Source organism: Amycolatopsis sp. PSD-21 (assembly GCF_055561455.1).
This window is the reverse complement of record NZ_CM145712.1, coordinates 9,337,950-9,352,552: the sequence shown is the minus strand read 5'-3', so window position 1 is coordinate 9,352,552 and position 14,603 is coordinate 9,337,950. Positions and strand designations below refer to the sequence as shown.

Here is a 14,603-nt window from a genome sequence, read left to right as displayed (position 1 = left end):
ACCTCCTATGGGCTCGCGGCCACGGACTGTCCGTGGCAGGAGGGTTTGTCCAGGTAAGCGTACCTGGCGGTCAGGCGACGCGGCGCAGCACCCAGGTGCGGACCAGCGCGGCGGTCACGCCGGCGAGCACGAGCACCGCGAGCAGCATCGGCAGCTGGACGTCGCCGCCGGGCATGCCGTCGGTCGCGAGCGCTTCGGCGTTGCCCGCGTTGCGGACGTCGGGGCCGCCCTGCCCGGCTTGGCCGTCGGTGCCGTACTGCGGGGCACCCTCGCCGGGGAGCGGGCTGTTGGCCGGGTAGCGCACGCCCGGCGCCACCGCGACACCCGGCTGCGCGACCGGGAGGTTGCCGTAGTCGCGCGGCGGCGCGTATCCGGTGCCGTTGCTGCCGCCGGGGAGCAGGTTCGTGTTCTGCGGGATGCTGCCGTTGGTGCCGCCGCCGGTGCCGCCCTGCTGCGGGGCCGTGGTGCCAGGCGTCGGCAGGGTGGGCGCGACGTAGTTGGTCGCGACCGTCGTCAGGCCGCAGCTGCCTGCGACCTTGTGCTCGATGGAGTTCAGCGTCTTTTCGGGGTTCAGCCCGAGGCCCCAGGACTTGGTGTTCTTGACCGCCTGCCGCACGGCCGTGCCGATCGCCTTGCCGTCGATCGAACCGCCCGCGGCGTTCGGCACCGTGCCGAGGTCGATCCTGTTGACCTTGGCGATGTCGTTCGCGGCGACGTCGTAGAGGGCCAGCGTGCCCGCTTCCCGCGCGCCGGCCCGCACCAGTTCCTTGACCGAGGTGCCGGTGATCGCGACGGTGTCGCCCATCCCGCCGTTGACGGTGCCGCTGCAGGCGTTCGCCAGCGTGGTGCCCGCGGCCGACGCGGTACCCGCCGTCAGGAGCGCGCCACCGGTGACCATGGTCGCGAGTGCGGTGACGGTGAGCGCCTTGCGGGTGGTCTGCCAGATGGTCGTCTTCCGCACGGGCGCGTTCCTCCGGGTCGGTGGGGGCGTGTGGCAGTGCATGAGGAATCACTGCAACGGGGATAACGAGGGAGTGACCAGAAAGATACTAGGCGGTAGGTCTAACTTGTAGCGGCCATTCGGCGGAGCACCCAGGTGCGGACGAGGCCCGCGCTGACTCCGGAGAGTGCCAAAACCGCGATCAGCAGCGGCAGCTTCCCGTCTTGAGTGAATCCGTCGCTCACGCTCGGTAGCGCTTCGGCCTGTCCCGCGGTCTGGACGTCCGGGTTGCCGTTCTGGTTTTCGGTCGTGACGCCGAACTGCGGCGTGTAGCCCGGGATCTGCCCGCCGTACCGGAGGCCGGGCGACGGGCTGAAGAGACCGGCTGTCGCCATCGGGATGGAGCTGTAGTCGCGCATCGGGGCGTAGCCCGTGCTGATGCCCCACGGCAGGTTGCCGAAGTTCGGGGTGAAGGTGCCGGGCAGCAGCGGGCTGTTCGCCGCCGGGATGCCGCCTTGTGCGGGGGCGCCGCCCTGCGCGGGCGCGCCCGGCCCGCCCGTCTGCGGTCCGCCGCTGCCGGGCGTGCCGGGAGCGGGTTTCCCTGGCTGGGGCTGGGTTCCGGGAGCGGGCTTGGCGCCGCCGCCGGTCAGGGCTTCGTGGGTGCCGCTGACGGCGCCGTTCAGCGCCTCCGCGGCGGGTGCGCCGACGACTGGGACCGGCGCGACGACGGTGTTCACCACGGTCACCGTCACCTTGCAGACCGTGCCCAGCACACTGCTGAGAACAGTCGAGACCGGGCCGACGGTACCGAGGTCGATCGGGAGGCCGAGCAGTGTCTTCCCGATGATCTTGTCACCGGGATTCGCGGTCACCGATCCCCCGCAGGGCGCGGTCTTGGTCTCGGCGGCGGCGGCCGTGCCGGGCATGGCGAGGGCGGCCGAGCCCGCGAGAATGAAGGCCGACGCACCCAGGGCGGTCGCCCTCCGTGTCCGTTCGCGCATGCCTTCGACTCCTCCGTCGTCGGGGTCACCTACCCGGATAACGACGCTAATGGAGACGAGTAACGCCCGCTCACTCGAAGAGGTCAGGCATTCGAGTGGAAGCGGGCGTCACTGACGGTGAAGATCAGGCGGGCTTACCCCGCAGCCAAGCGCGGACCAGGGCCGCGGCGACGACGGCCAGCGCCAGCACCGCGAGCAGCAGCGGCAGCTTGGCGGGGGCGACCGGCGCCTGGATGGCCTGCGCGTTGCCCGCGTCCTTTTCGTCGACGGTCGGCGGCGGCACCTCGCCGGGGATGATCTCGGTGATCACCGGCGCCTGGACGAAGCTGCCGGGGAGCAGTGCCGCGTTGCTGATCACGCCGGCGATCGAGTCGCCGCCGATGCCGGTGGAGGAACCCGGGCCGGTCTGCACCGGGAGTTGGCTGCCCGGGCCGCCGGGCTGACCCGGGCCTGGCGTCGGCGGTTTGGGTTCTGGACCCGGCTCGGGGTCAGGACCCGGACCGGGGCCGGGGCCAGGTCCGGGCGGGAGCGGCAGTTCCTCCGCGACGCCCTGCGTCAGGTTCCCGAGAGCGTTCACCGTGCCCTGCGCGGGCTTGCAGACGCCCTGCGCGGCGAGGTCGCCGACCGCGTTGTCGGTGAGGCCGGTGGTCTTGACCAGATCGCCGACCGGCAGCGAAAGCAGCGGCTTCCGTCCTTCGGCGGTCTTGGCCTTCGAGTCCAGGCCGACCGTCAGCGCCTCGGGCGAATTGAGCGGGGCGCCCGCGTCGAGAACGAGTCCGTCGGCGGACTTCCCGTTCTGTAGCGTGGCGGCGCAGTCGCCAGAAAGGGTCGGATTCGGTTCCCCGGCGGCCGTCGCGGTCATCGGGAACGCGAGCCCGGCCGTGACCGAAAGCGCGAATCCCCAAGCCGTGATCCGCCCGGCAGTCTTCCCCATCGAGTTCGTCCTCCGCCCCTCAGGACCCACGCGGTTTAACGGAACGCGCTCACGCTACCCCACGAGCGTGACGACCTGGCCCGCGCCGGGGAGAATCGCCCAAGGGTATCCCCGCCACCGCCCTCAACGGAGGAGCTTCGCTCCGCGTAGATTCCTCCAACATGAAAATCGGTGCCCATGTCCGCGACGACGATCCGCTGGCCGCGGTCGCCGAGCGCGAAGCCGAAGTCCTTCAGTTCTTCCTTTCCGACCCGCAGGGTTGGAAAGCCCCCAAACCCCACCCGCACGGCGAGGCGATCAAGGAATCGCCGGTCGAGGTGTTCATCCATTCGCCGTACCTGATCAACGTGGCGTCGATGAACAACCGCATCCGCATCCCGTCGCGGAAGAACGTCACCCAGCACGCGAACGGCGCCGCCGCGATCGGCGCGAAAGGGCTCGTCGTGCACGGCGGGCACGTCGGTGCGGGCGAGGACGTCGAAGAAGGTCTCGTCAACTGGCGCAAGCTTTTCGAGCGTGAACAGGAAAAGGGCGGTTTCGCCGTGCCGATCCTGATCGAGAACACCGCGGGCGGCGACAACGCGATGACCCGTGACCTCGACACGATCGCCCGGCTCTGGGACAAGGTCGGCGAATTCGGCGCGGGTTTCTGTTTCGACACCTGCCACGCGTACGCGGCGGGCTGGGACCTGACCGAGGCGGTCAAGAAGGTCAAGGCCATCACCGGCCGGATCGATCTGGTGCACCTCAACAATTCGCGCGACGAGTTCGGTTCCACCCGTGACCGGCACGCCAACGTCGTCGGCGGTGACGGCACGATCGATCCCGAGGTGCTCGTCGCGGTCGCGGCCGAGGCCGGCGCTCCGGTGGTCGTCGAGACCCCGGCCGACGGGCAGGCCGCGGACATCGCCTACGTCCGGGAACGCGTCGCCTCCGCCTGATGTCGCGTTGGTCGTGAGTGGCGATTCGGGTTCTAACCCGAATCGCCACTCACGACCACCCGGACCCACGCGTTGGCCGACGCCGGCAGCCTCAGTGCCCCCGCTCAACCCGGTGCTACTCGGGAGGGAGATCGTTCCCTCTCCGGCGGGAGGGCCGGGCGCGCCGATCGCGAAAGGCTCGACCTCGACCGGGAAACACCCGGTGCTGGAGGGGAAGCCATGAACATCAGGTCGAAGATCGCCGCGGTCGCCGTGCTCGCCGCCGCGGCGGGAACGCTGGGGGCGACGCAGGCGACGGCGGCTCCGTCGACGGGTTCGGCCGGCTCGGTCGTGCTCGGATCGGCGGGCGGACCGCTGACGTTCCCCGGTTTCGAGGGCGACCCGGTCCGCTTCGATTTCGCCGCGTTCGGGGAACCCGGGAAGTCGTCGGGCCGGTTCCACGTGAATCATCTGACCAAGGACGGAAAACCGTTCGCCGATTTCGACGGCAAGATCGACTGCGTCTCGCGTGATGGCGACCTCGCCGTGTTGACCGGCGTGATCGAACGCGCCGACATCCCCGGCTTCCCGGTGAACCTGGTCGGCCGCCGCGTCGGTTTCTCGGTGCGGGACGTGCCGCGCGGCCACGACCGGATCGGCTGGAGCTGGGCGTACGGCGGGTTCGAACAGGACGTGCTGCCCTGCACCGGGCCGATCCCGTTCTTCGAAACGAGCACGGGCGGTTATGTAGTGCGCTGAATCGGCTTGACCCTCACGCCACGGGAGGGTCCAACCTGTGCCGCATGAAGAATCGGACCGTGTACCGGGCGGAGGACGGCGAGCACGTCGGCTACGTCGTCCCCGCGCCGGAAACCCGTTGGCAGGCACTGACCGTCTTCGGCTACCCGCTCGGCGGGCCGGCCGCCTTCGACGACTCCGTCGCGTTGCTGGAGGCCGAGGGGCTGGCCATCCTCGCCGAGCGCTGGTCGGTCAAGCAGGGGGACGACTGGGTCAGCTGCCGTCTGGTCGAGACGTCGCCCGAAGCCGTCATCGTGAGTATCGACGACTTCGGGGCCGAGGACTTCGGCAAGCACGTCAGGCTGGAACGTCCTGGACCTGAGGTGCTGAGGCGCGTTTGACGGTGCGCGCGTCGGGGGCGCCGTCGAGGAAACCGCCGATCGGATCGTCGTCCCCGGCGGCGCGGACGAGGTCTCTGCGCGGCTGGTGGATCTCCCGGATCACCAGCGCGCAGAGGCCGACCACCGCGAGGTCGCGGACGACGACGGTGCCGAGGAACCAGTCTTCGGGCAGGCCCTTGTTGTCGACGCCGAGGTAGTACATCATCCGCGGCGCCCAGACCAGCGCGTCGAGGATCATCCAGCCGAGCAGCAGCCGCCAGCGCGGGATCGCGAGCACCGCCAGCGGCACCAGCCACAGCGAATACTGCGGGCTCCACACCTTGTTGGTCAGCAGGAACGCGGCCACCACGAGGAAGGCCAGCTGGCCGAGCCGCGGACGGCGCGGCGCCTTCATCGCGACGTACCCGATGCCGGCGCAGGCGGCGAGGAACAGCACCGCGACGACGGCGTTGAGCACGACCGGTGTCTGGCCCGTCGCGAGTTTCCCGTCGAAACCGGCCCAGCCGGACAGGTGGGAGATCACGTTGTAGAGCGAGTCGGGATCCATCGGGCGCGCCGTGTTGAGCCGGAAGAACTCCCACCAGCCGGTCGGCGCGGCGAGCGCGAACGGGACGTTGACCACCACGAGTGTCGCCGCGGCGAGCCCGGTGGTGAGCGCCCACTGTTTGACCTTGCCCGCGCGCAGGCACAGGAAGAACAACGGGATGAGCAACAGCAGCGGATACAGCTTCGCCGCCGCGCCGAGGCCGAGCAGGAAACCCGCGACCTCCGGGCGGCGCCGGGCCCACGCGAGCAGCGCGGTCGCGGTGAACGCGGTCGCGATGGCGTCGAAGTTGGTGAAGACGTGCACCATCGCCAGCGGCGAGATCGCGACCAGTGCGGCGTCCCACGGGCGGCGTTTCAGCGATCGGCCGGTCGCCCACACCGTGACGAGCCAGGCCAGCGCGAGCCAGAGCGCCGAGATGTTGAAGTACACGGCCACCGGGAGCGCGCCGGGCAGCCAGCCCGATTCCGCGACCGAAAGCCACGCTTCGGTGATCTTCGCGTTGATCCACTGGAACAGCCCGGTCGCGACCGGGTACTCCATGTACCGCGTGGTCTCCTTCGCCGTTCCCGCGTCTTCGGTCCACGAAGTCACGTACGGGAAGGTGTCCGGATCGTTCAGGCGCTCGGAACTGTAGAGCGGGATGATGTCCGAGTAGCACATCGCGACGAAGGGGCGGCCCGCCCGCCAATCGAGCTGATGGGTCCCGGAGTCGTCGGTGTACTCCTGGATGCACGACGCCTTGCCGAACCACGAGAGCACCAGCGCGAGGCAGGCCAGCAACAGCCCCACCCGCTGCGGGGACCAGAACCAATGCCGCCCCACGGCCGCGTGCTCGCCGAGCGGTCCGCCGATCGGGCGGGTGGCCGCGGCCACGAGCGGTTCGTTCCAGCTCGGGATGACCCGCTCGCCGGGGGTGAGGGAGAGCGGAGCCTCGGGCTGGGTCGTCTGGTCGGACACGTGGCGGATGTTAGCGCCTACCCGGGTGACTGCCCGGTGATGTCGCCGCTGTCGTAGAACCCGGCCAGCACCTCCGCTGCCGCGCCGAACGCGACGACGTCGTCGCCCATCTCGTCGAGATCGACCTGGATCCGTTGCCAGTGCGGCAAAGGCAGCAGCTCCCGCAGCCGCGCCGCGACGGTGTCGCGGTAGACCTCGGGCTCCGCGCGGACCGAGCGCCCGGTCAGCACGACCCGTTCGAGGTCGAGGACCTGGACGAGGTCGGCGAGGCCGATCCCGAGCAGGCCCGCCGCCTCTTCCGTGGTCGCCGCCGCGTTGTGCAGCACCTCGACGCAGCCGCGGCGGCCGCACGCGCAGCGCGGTCCGTCGAAGGCGAGCGTGGTGTGCCCGAATTCGCCGGCGTTGGTCCGCGGCCCGCGGTACAGCCTGCCGTCGATCAGCAGGCCGACGCCGATCCCGGTGCCGACGAGCACGACGGCGGTCGCGGCCTCGGCGCCCTCCGGCCAGTGCTGGGCGAAGGCGGCGGCGTTGGTGTTCTTGTCGAGCCGTACGGGCAACCCGGTGCGTTTCGCGAGCAGGTCGCGCAGGGGGACGTGGTGCCAGCCCGGCATGTTCGTGGCGTCCCGGACGACGCCTTCGCGGTGGTCGAGAGGGCCGACGGAGCCGACGCCGAGGCCGAGAACGCCTTCGCGTTCGACGCCGCCGAGTAGCGCTTCGGTCGCTTCACCGAGGGCGGAAACGGCCTGGTCGGGGGTGAATCCGGGAGTCAGCGGCCCGCCGCGGGACGCGATGATCTTCCCGGTCAGGTCGGTCATGAGCACGCGGAACGAGTCCCGGTCGAGCTGGGCGCCGAGCGCGTGCCGGGCGTTCGCGCGGACGCGCAGCAGGGTGCGCGGTTTGCCGACGCCGGACGCGGCCTGGCGTTCTTCGTCCAGCAGACCCGCTTCGAGCAGTTCGGGGACGATCTTCGAGACGGCCTGCTGGGTGAGCCGGGTGCGTTCGGCGAGTTCGACGCGGCTGAGGCCGCCCGCGCGCAGGATATGCGTGAGCAGCAGTGTCCGATTGTGCTGGCGCAGGCCGCGCAGATTGACCCCGGTGTCCGGCATAGCGCGCATCCTGCCATGACTGGCCGATTACGCAACACTGTTGTTTAATGGGGTCATGGCTGACTTGCGAGTGGGGATCTTCGGATACGGCACCGGCGGACGCGTCTTCCACGCGCCGCTGGTCGACGCGACACCGGGGCTGACCCCGGCCGCCATCGTCACCTCGAATCCGGACCGGGTCGGGCAGGCGAGCGCCGACTATCCGGCCGCCGACGTGCTGCCCGACGCGGACGCGTTGTTCGCGAAGGCCGGCGAGCTGGACTTGGTCGTCGTCAGCACGCCGAACCGCACGCACGTTCCGCTCGCGCTTCGGGCCATCGAGGCAGGCTTGCCTGTCGTCGTCGACAAGCCCTTCGCGCCGACAGCGGCCGAAGCGGCGAAGGTCGTCGAAGCGGCGAAGGCCAAGGGGGTCGGACTGACGGTGTTCCAGAACCGCCGGTTCGACTCGGACTTCCTCACCGTCCGGAAGGTCCTCGAGTCCGGCCGTCTCGGCGACGTCTTCCGCTTCGAGTCACGCTACGACCGCTGGGTGCCGAAGCCGCGGGACAACTGGCGCGAGTTCGGCGACCCCGCCGAGGCGGGCGGCCTCCTCTACGACCTCGGCGCGCATATCGTCGACCAGGCGCTGCAGCTGTTCGGCCCGGTCTCCGAGGTCTACGCGGAGGTCGACAGGCGCCGCGCCGGGGTGTCCGTCGACGACGACGCCTTCGTCGCCCTCCAGCACACCAACGGGGTGCGCTCGCATCTGTGGGCGTCCGCGCTCGCGGGCACCCGGAACCCGCGCTTCCGCGTGCTCGGCGACAAGGCGACCTTCACGAAGTACGGCCTCGACGTCCAGGAGCCGCAGATCAAGGACGGACTGCGGCCCGGCGACCCCGGCTGGGGCGTCGAGCCGCCGTCGGACGCGGGCGTGCTCGGTGTGAACGACGACATCGAAACCGTGCCCACCGAGGTCGGCCGGTACGAGGACTTCTACGCGCGGGTGCGCGACGCGCTGCTCGGCAAGGGCGGCTTCCCGGTCGATCCCGCCTCCGCCGTCGAGGCGCTCCGGGTCATCGAAGCCGCACACCTTTCGGGTGCCGAACGGCGCGTCGTCACCCTCTAGCTATTCGTTGTCGCCTCTGCCGCCTCCACGGCCGGGCCCGTTGCCGCCGCTTTCTTCTTCACCGCCGTTGTTCTCGCTCGACGAAGGCGGGTTCCGCGAACTGGAGGTCTCCTCTTCCTGGTTCCGCGAGGAAGAGGACCCGGTGGACGGGCCGGTCGACGGCGTGCCGGTCTCGGTCGAGCCTTCGTCCTCGTCCGGCGGGGTCTGCGTCGACGGGACGGTGTTGCTGTCGTCCCCGCCGATGATCTTGACCTTCTCGAAGCGCTCCCCCGGTTTCCCGTTCAGGTACAGGGAAAGGAACTTCTGCCAGATCGGCCCGGCGATCGTCGAACCGAAGATCGACTTGCCGTTCTTGCCCTTCAGCGCCTTGTCACCGTCGCCGCCGACCCAGACCGCGGCCGAGATCGACGGCGTGTAGCCGACCATCCAGGTCTGCGAGTTGGCGTCCTTCGCCGACGCGGGTTCACCCGGACGGTAGGTGTGCTGCTGCGTTCCCGTCTTGCCCGCGCACTCGTGATTGTTGGGGCACTTGAGCTTCGAGAACGGGATGACACCCTTGAGCGACTCGGTGACGTTCCCGGCGATCTGCTTGCTCTTGTCCGCGTCGTCGGAGAACGCCGGCTTCGCCTCTTCCGGAGCCGAGTACGCGGCCTCATCCTGCGAGTTGGTCACCTTGACGATGAAGTGCTTGTCCCGCCGCTGGCCTTCGCCCGCAAAGGTCGCGTACGCGGCGGCCATGTCCTCCGGGCTGACGGCCGTCTTGCCACCGCCGAGCGCGATGTTGTTGTCGGCGTACAGCTCGGACACGCCCTCGGGGGCGGGTTTGATCCCGGCGTCCTTGGCGGCCTGTGCCACCGGCCCGGGCTTGGTCACGTTCACGACCATGTCGTAGAACACCGTGTTCGCGGAGCGCTGCATCGCTTCGGACACCGTGCACTGCGCCGAACACGAGCTACCGGGACCGGCGTTCCGGATCGTCTGCTTCCCGAACTGCCGGTTGTTGGAGCCGTCGAACGTCGAGTTGATGCCGCCCTTGCCCAGCTGCATGTACGCGGTGAGGTCGAACGGCTTCATCGACGATCCGGGGTTCTGCGGGGTGTTCGCCCAGTCACGGCCCTTCTGGTCCTTGCCGTCGGGCCCCTTCACGATGGACGGGCCACCGTAGTACGCCTTCACGCCGCCGGTCTTCGGGTCGATGGCGACGAGCGCGTTGAGCAGGTTCTCGTCGGTCTGGCCCTTCATCCCGTCGGCCACCGCCTGCTCGGCCGCGGCCTGCGCCTTCGGGTCGATGGTCGTATAGACCTTGTAGCCGCCGCGGTAGTAGACGTCGGCGGTGATGCCGTTCGCCGCGAGCTCGTCCATGACCTTGTCGCGGATGAACGGGTTGACCACCCCGGCCTGCTGCTTGTCCTCCTGCGGGATCGGCGTCGGGAACTGCAGGTTCGCGCGATCAGCGGCGGAGAGGAAACCGTTCTGCACCATCCGGTTCAGCGCGACGTTCCAGCGATCGTTCGCGACCTTCGGGTTCTCCGAGCGGCCCGGCTGCTGGATGAGGCCCGCGAGGAGCGCCGCCTCCGAAGCGTTCAGGTCACCGGCGGGCTTGCCGAAGAACGCCTGCGCGGCCGACTCGATCCCGTACGCGCCACGCCCGAAGTAGATGATGTTCAGGTACGCCGAGATGATGTCCTTCTTCTCGTACGTCTGGTTCATCTTGAAGGACTTGGCGAGCTCGGTCCATTTACGGGCGAGCGACGATTCGTCGTCCCCGCTGGCGACCTTGATGTACTGCTGGGAGATGGTCGAGCCACCGCCCTTGCCCGCGGTCACCTGGTTGTAGACCGCGCGCAGGATGCCGCCGATGTCGAAGCCGGAGTTCGTCTCGAAGGAGGCGTCCTCGGTGGCGATCACGGCCTTCTTGACGATGTCCGGGATCTGCTCCGGCGTCAGGATCTGCCGGTTGCCGCCCTTGGGGACGTCCTTGCCCATCTCGGTGTTGTCGGCGTAGTAGTACGTCACCGCCTGGCCCTGGGTGGCCGCGACGGACTGCGGCGACGGCACGTCGACGGCGAAGTAGGTGATCACGAACGCGATCGCCGGGATGACGACGAAGAGGCAGAACAGCGCGAGCAGCACTCGCCGGATCCGTCTCCACCGGCGCTTCTTGCGCTGCGCGGGGGTGAGGACCGGCTTGCCGTTCTCGTCGGTCTCCGGGCCGTACGGCTCATCGTCGTACGGCTCGTCGTAGCCGCGGTCGGTGGTGCCGTTGTGCTCGTGATGCGTGATGAGGTCCGGCTCGTGCTGCGGCGCGACCGGTGGCCGCTGCGGGCGGCGCGGTGGCGGCTGCTGCTGGGAGGGCCCCTGGCGTTGCCACGGCGCCTGTCCCGGGGGACCCTGCCGCTGCCCGTGTCCAGGGGGCGGCCCGGCGGGGCGGCGGGGCGGTCCGGCCGGGCGTTGCGGACGACGTGCGGGGTCAGGGTCCTGACCTGGCCATCCGCCGTGGGGATCGTCGTTCACTGGGACGTCCTCCGAACCTTCCGTGGTGAGCGCGGTCCTGCGGTCGCAGGTCTCCTTCTAGTTAAGACGTATCGGATCGGTTCAGGTTCACCGATGCCACGAAAAAAAGGTGTGCCGGGCACTCGCCCGGCACACCCTTCGTCAGGTGCTCAGCCCGATCGTCACGGATCTTCGGCGTTCGGGAACAACGGATCCGTGGTCCCGGGCCCCGGCCTCGTCGGCTTCGTGGGTTTGGTCGGCTTCGTCGGCCAGCCACCCGTTTCGGTCGTCTCGGTCGGCGTCGTGGGTGTCGTCGGCGTCGGGGTGGTCGACGGCGTCTCGGGCGGCGTCGACGTCTCCGGCGGCTTCTGGGCGGTCGTCGTCGGCACGGAACGCGCGTCCTTGCCGATCGGCTTGACGCTGTCGAACTTCTCCGACGGCTTGCCGGTCATGTACCGGGACATGAAGTCTTCCCAGATCGGACCGGCGATGGTCCGGCCGTAGATCGGCTTGTTGTTCTTGTCGTGCAGCGGCTTGTTGCCGTCGCCGCCGACCCACACCGACGTCGAGATGCTCGGCGTGTAGCCCACCATCCAGGTCTGCGCGTTGCGGTCGCGATAGCTCGGCGGGTCGCTGTCCTTGAAGTCGTACTGCTGCGTCCCGGTCTTGCCCGCGCACTCGTGGTTCTTCGGGCACTTGAGCTTCGAGTACGGGATGACCTCTTCGAGCGCGTCGGTGACGTTGCCCGCGATCTGCTTGCTCTTGTCGGCGTCGTCGCTGAAGGCCGGGGTTCCCTTGGGAGCCGTCTCGTCGAACTCGACCTCGTCCTGGGAGTTGGTCAGCTTGGCGACGAAGTGCTGCTTCTGCCGGACGCCTTCGCCGGCGAAGGTGGCGAAACCGGCCGCCATGTCCTCCGCGGTGGTGACCGTGCCACCACCGCCGAGCGCGATGTTGATGTCGGGGCTCAGCTTCGCCTTACCGCCTTCGGCCTCCACCATCACGCCGGCTTCCTTCGCGGCCTTCGCTACCGGGTCGACCTTCGTCTCGTTGCGGACCATGTCGTAGAACACGGTGTTCGCGGAGACCTTCATCGCCTCGGCGACCGTGCACTGCGTGCCGCAGTTGGAGCTCTCGCCCGCGTTCCGGATCGTGCGGCCGTCGAACTTCCGGTTGTTGGAGCCGTCGAAGGTCTCGCCGAGACCGCGGCCCATCTTCAGGAACGCGGTCAGGTCGAAGGCCTTGAACGCCGAACCGGGGTTGTGCGGCACGTTCGCCCAGTCGATGGCCTGGACGTCCTGGCCCTGCGCGTTCTTGGTCCAGTCCGGGCCGCCCCAGTAGGCGACGACGCCGCCGGTCTTGGGGTCGATCGCGACCAGCGCGTTCAGGATGTTCTCGTCCGTCTGGCCCTTCATCCCCTCGGCGACGGATTCCTCGGCCATCTTCTGCGCCTTGGGATCGATCGTCGTGGTGATCTTGTAGCCGCCCTGGTGGAGCCGGTCCTGGTCGTAACCGCGGGCTTCGAGCTCGTCGATCACGCGGTTGCGGATGTGCAGGCTCAGCGTCCCGGCGTCGTCGGCCTTCGCCTGCGCCTTCGGGATCGGCTTCGGGAACTGCGCGGCGGCGCGCTCACCCGGGTCGAGCCACTTGTTCGACACCATCTGGTCCATCACGAAGTTCCAGCGTCGCTGCGCGTACGGCTCGTTCTCGGACCGGCTCGGACCCTGGATCAACCCGGCGAGCAGCGCGGCCTCTGACGCGCCGAGCTCCTTGGCCGGCTTCTTGAAGTAGGCCTGCGCGGCCGCTTCGATTCCGTTGGCGCCGCGGCCGAAGTAGATGGTGTTGAGGTAGGCGGTGATGATCTCCTCTTTGGACATCTGGTTGTTCATCTTGAAGGATTTGGCCAGCTCGGTCCATTTACGGGTGAGCGTCGGCGCCTCGTTGGCCGTCGCCTTCTTGATGTACTGCTGGGAGATCGTCGAGCCGCCGCCCTGGCCGCCGGTGACGTTGTTGTAGACCGCGCGCAGGATGCCGCCGACGTCGAAACCGGAGTTGGTCTCGAACGACGAGTCTTCCGCCGCGTACACGGCCTTCTTGACCACTTCGGGGACTTCCCCGGGCTTGAGCAGGTACCGGCTTCCGCCGCTGGCGGGCGCGATCTTGCCCATCGGGCTGCCGTCGGCGTACATCAGCGTGATCGGCTGGCTCTGCAGGCTCGCGACGCTTTCCTGCGACGGGACGTCCACCAGGAAGTAGGTGATGACGAACGCGATCGCGGGCACCACGACGAACAGGCCGAACATCGCGTAGAGGACCCGGCGGACGATCCGCCAGCGCCGCTTCTTGCGCTGCTTCGGCGTGAGGACCTTCTTCTTGCCGTCCTCGTCGTCTTCGGCGGGCTCGTCTTCGTACGGATCCTCGCCCTCCGCGCCGAACGCGGCGCTCGGGTGACGATCGTCATAGCGGTCGTCGTACGGGTCGTAGCCGTACGGGTCTTCGGTGCCGTTGTGCGCGTGGTGCGTGATGAGTTCCGGCTCGCGCTCGTACGGTTCCGGCTCGACCGGCCGGACCATCGCGGTCGCCTGGTCGGCCGGGGCGGGAGGACGGCGGTCGCCGGGCGGAGGCGGCGGCGGACGGTGCCCGGCGGGACGGCCACCGGGCGGCGGCGGGGGTCCCTGCCTGCGCGGGGGCATGCCGTTGGGGCGGCGCGGCGGCGCGGGACGGCGCGGTTCGTTGTCGGAGGGCCACTCGGGGCCACCGGCGTCGCCGGCCGGCCACTGCGGGTCGGAAGCGCGGGGGCCGGCGGGACGCGGGTTCGCCGAGCGGGGGATGCCGTTCGGGGGAGTCCGGCGCTGGGGGCGGCGCGGCGGTTCTTCGCTCGGCCAGCCGGGTTCGTCGTCTTCGCCAGGCCATTGGGCACGGCGAGGTGCATCAGGCTCCTGGCCAGGCCAGGAGCGATTGCGGTCGTCGTTCACGAATGGGCCTCCCAGACCGGCGCTTCGGGGCACGCCGCTCTGTGCTCAACTGCGTTTTCGATACCTGTCACTGACCCGCTGTCCTCTGCGACCGGGTCCGTGGCCGGGTGGTTCCCGGATCTCCTGTTCCGAGGACGTAGGACCGCACCAGGTGGTTCCAGTGGCAGCTCCGGCAGACCTCGACCTCGTAGACGGTGAACTCCGCGAAATGCCCGTCCATCCGTACCAGTTCTTCCGGCGTCTTGGCCGATCCGGCGGCGTGCTTGAGCTCGTCGCCGTACACCCACGACACCAGGGTCAGTTCCTCCCGATGGCAGACCGGGCAGTCCAGATCGCCTGGTCGGCCGTGGAATTTCGCGGCACGGAGGAGGTACGGGCCCGCGTCGCAGACGTCGTATGTGCCGACCCGTCCGGAGTGGACGCCCTTGAGCAGCGCGCGCCGCTGTAAGGCGTAGTCCACGACCTGCCGCTGGTTTCGCACGCCAACAG

At 69.3% G+C, this 14,603-nt stretch carries 12 protein-coding genes; 4 read left to right on the top strand and 8 right to left on the bottom strand.

Translation table 11 applies throughout. The features are described from left to right. Nucleotides 1-70: 70 nt before the first annotated feature. The 3 genes from ACZ1DY_RS44150 to ACZ1DY_RS44140 all read right to left on the bottom strand — a co-directional run bounded on the left by ACZ1DY_RS44150 (nt 71) and on the right by ACZ1DY_RS44140 (nt 2,875). A complete protein-coding gene (locus ACZ1DY_RS44150; RefSeq protein WP_465483203.1) occupies nt 71-961 on the bottom strand; it encodes a hypothetical protein in 891 nt (296 codons plus the stop codon). 101 nt (nt 962-1,062) lie between these two features. Continuing rightward, nucleotides 1,063-1,941: a hypothetical protein gene (locus tag ACZ1DY_RS44145; RefSeq protein WP_465483202.1), complete on the bottom strand. Its 879-nt coding sequence runs from the start codon at nt 1,939-1,941 to the stop codon at nt 1,063-1,065. Nucleotides 1,942-2,065: 124 nt separating this feature from the next. Continuing rightward, nucleotides 2,066-2,875 (bottom strand): hypothetical protein, encoded by an 810-nt coding sequence (locus ACZ1DY_RS44140; RefSeq protein WP_465483201.1) that lies wholly within the window; start codon nt 2,873-2,875, stop codon nt 2,066-2,068. Nucleotides 2,876-3,036: 161 nt separating this feature from the next. Between ACZ1DY_RS44140 and ACZ1DY_RS44135 the strand changes: the two genes are divergently transcribed. From ACZ1DY_RS44135 to ACZ1DY_RS44125, 3 genes are all read left to right on the top strand, one after another. Next, entirely contained in the window at nt 3,037-3,816 is a 780-nt protein-coding gene (locus tag ACZ1DY_RS44135; protein WP_257483497.1) for a deoxyribonuclease IV, read from the top strand. A 219-nt stretch (nt 3,817-4,035) separates the two neighbouring features. Continuing rightward, nucleotides 4,036-4,554 (top strand): hypothetical protein, encoded by a 519-nt coding sequence (locus ACZ1DY_RS44130; RefSeq protein WP_465483200.1) that lies wholly within the window; start codon nt 4,036-4,038, stop codon nt 4,552-4,554. A 44-nt stretch (nt 4,555-4,598) separates the two neighbouring features. Continuing rightward, nucleotides 4,599-4,934 (top strand): hypothetical protein, encoded by a 336-nt coding sequence (locus ACZ1DY_RS44125; protein ID WP_126734693.1) that lies wholly within the window; start codon nt 4,599-4,601, stop codon nt 4,932-4,934. Here ACZ1DY_RS44125 and ACZ1DY_RS44120 read toward each other — a convergent pair. Together ACZ1DY_RS44120 and ACZ1DY_RS44115 are read right to left on the bottom strand one after the other, a co-directional pair. Beyond that, nucleotides 4,891-6,438 carry a glycosyltransferase family 87 protein gene (locus ACZ1DY_RS44120; RefSeq protein ID WP_465483199.1) on the bottom strand — a complete coding sequence of 516 codons (1,548 nt, stop codon included), beginning with the start codon at nt 6,436-6,438 and terminating at the stop codon, nt 4,891-4,893. The genes ACZ1DY_RS44125 and ACZ1DY_RS44120 overlap by 44 nt on opposite strands. 17 nt (nt 6,439-6,455) lie before the next feature. Next, a complete protein-coding gene (locus tag ACZ1DY_RS44115) occupies nt 6,456-7,544 on the bottom strand; it encodes an ROK family transcriptional regulator (protein ID WP_465483198.1) in 1,089 nt (362 codons plus the stop codon). 55 nt (nt 7,545-7,599) lie between these two features. Here ACZ1DY_RS44115 and ACZ1DY_RS44110 point away from each other — a divergent pair, with 55 nt between their 5' ends. Continuing rightward, complete coding sequence (locus tag ACZ1DY_RS44110; protein ID WP_465483197.1) at nt 7,600-8,649, top strand: Gfo/Idh/MocA family oxidoreductase; 1,050 nt, start codon at nt 7,600-7,602, stop codon at nt 8,647-8,649. On the opposite strand, the gene ACZ1DY_RS44105 is transcribed toward ACZ1DY_RS44110, so the two are convergent. From ACZ1DY_RS44105 to ACZ1DY_RS44095, 3 genes are all read right to left on the bottom strand, one after another. Beyond that, nucleotides 8,650-11,163, bottom strand: a complete 2,514-nt coding sequence (locus tag ACZ1DY_RS44105) for a transglycosylase domain-containing protein (protein WP_257483492.1) — start codon at nt 11,161-11,163, stop codon at nt 8,650-8,652. A gap of 161 nt (nt 11,164-11,324) precedes the next feature. Beyond that, nucleotides 11,325-13,712 (bottom strand): transglycosylase domain-containing protein, encoded by a 2,388-nt coding sequence (locus tag ACZ1DY_RS44100; RefSeq protein ID WP_257489842.1) that lies wholly within the window; start codon nt 13,710-13,712, stop codon nt 11,325-11,327. Between the two features lie 469 nt (nt 13,713-14,181). Next, a complete protein-coding gene (locus ACZ1DY_RS44095; RefSeq protein WP_126737440.1) occupies nt 14,182-14,595 on the bottom strand; it encodes a DUF5318 domain-containing protein in 414 nt (137 codons plus the stop codon). Nucleotides 14,596-14,603 lie beyond the last annotated feature (8 nt).

Coding starts and splice junctions, on each gene's coding strand:
- ACZ1DY_RS44115 (WP_465483198.1), bottom strand. CDS start 7,544: ATGCCGGACACCGGGGTCAATCTGCGCGGCCTGCGCCAGCACAATCGG.
- ACZ1DY_RS44145 (WP_465483202.1), bottom strand. CDS start 1,941: ATGCGCGAACGGACACGGAGGGCGACCGCCCTGGGTGCGTCGGCCTTC.
- ACZ1DY_RS44140 (WP_465483201.1), bottom strand. CDS start 2,875: ATGGGGAAGACTGCCGGGCGGATCACGGCTTGGGGATTCGCGCTTTCG.
- ACZ1DY_RS44110 (WP_465483197.1), top strand. CDS start 7,600: ATGGCTGACTTGCGAGTGGGGATCTTCGGATACGGCACCGGCGGACGC.
- ACZ1DY_RS44135 (WP_257483497.1), top strand. CDS start 3,037: ATGAAAATCGGTGCCCATGTCCGCGACGACGATCCGCTGGCCGCGGTC.
- ACZ1DY_RS44100 (WP_257489842.1), bottom strand. CDS start 13,712: ATGGTCCGGCCGGTCGAGCCGGAACCGTACGAGCGCGAGCCGGAACTC.
- ACZ1DY_RS44130 (WP_465483200.1), top strand. CDS start 4,036: ATGAACATCAGGTCGAAGATCGCCGCGGTCGCCGTGCTCGCCGCCGCG.
- ACZ1DY_RS44125 (WP_126734693.1), top strand. CDS start 4,599: ATGAAGAATCGGACCGTGTACCGGGCGGAGGACGGCGAGCACGTCGGC.